At 49.3% G+C, this 408-nt stretch carries 1 protein-coding gene; it reads left to right on the top strand.

Annotated features, from left to right (window positions below; translation table 11 throughout):
• Positions 1–343, top strand: a 343-nt coding sequence (locus AC2JF9_RS09980; protein WP_500727456.1) for an HAD-IC family P-type ATPase, incomplete at its 5' end; no start/stop codon positions are given.
• Positions 344–408 lie beyond the last annotated feature (65 nt).

Here is a 408-nt window from a genome sequence, read left to right as displayed (position 1 = left end):
AAAATACGGTAAAGTGGCGATGGTCGGAGACGGAGTCAACGATGCGCCGGCATTGGCGACAGCCTCCGTTGGGATTGCCATGGGGGCAGCCGGTACGGATGTTGCTCTGGAAACCGCAAATGTTTTGCTGATGGCGGATGATATCTCCAAGATCCCGTACGCCATCTCGCTCGGTCGTCGAACCAGTCGAGTCATAAAGCAAAACGTGTCGTTTGCTATTGCGGTCGTCGTGATCCTTGTAGCACTGAATTTTGTTGGAGATATTAATTTGCCGTCGGGTGTCATCGGTCATGAGGGAAGCACCTTGGCGGTGATATTGAGCGGTTTGCGACTGTTGCGATAACGTTTGGGAGTGAAATCAGTTTGTCTAATCTGAAGGTATATTTCAAATTTGTAAAACCATATTGG

It is taken from the genome of Lactobacillus sp. C449L, from assembly GCF_059900815.1.
This window is presented reverse-complemented; position numbering and strand designations above follow the sequence as displayed.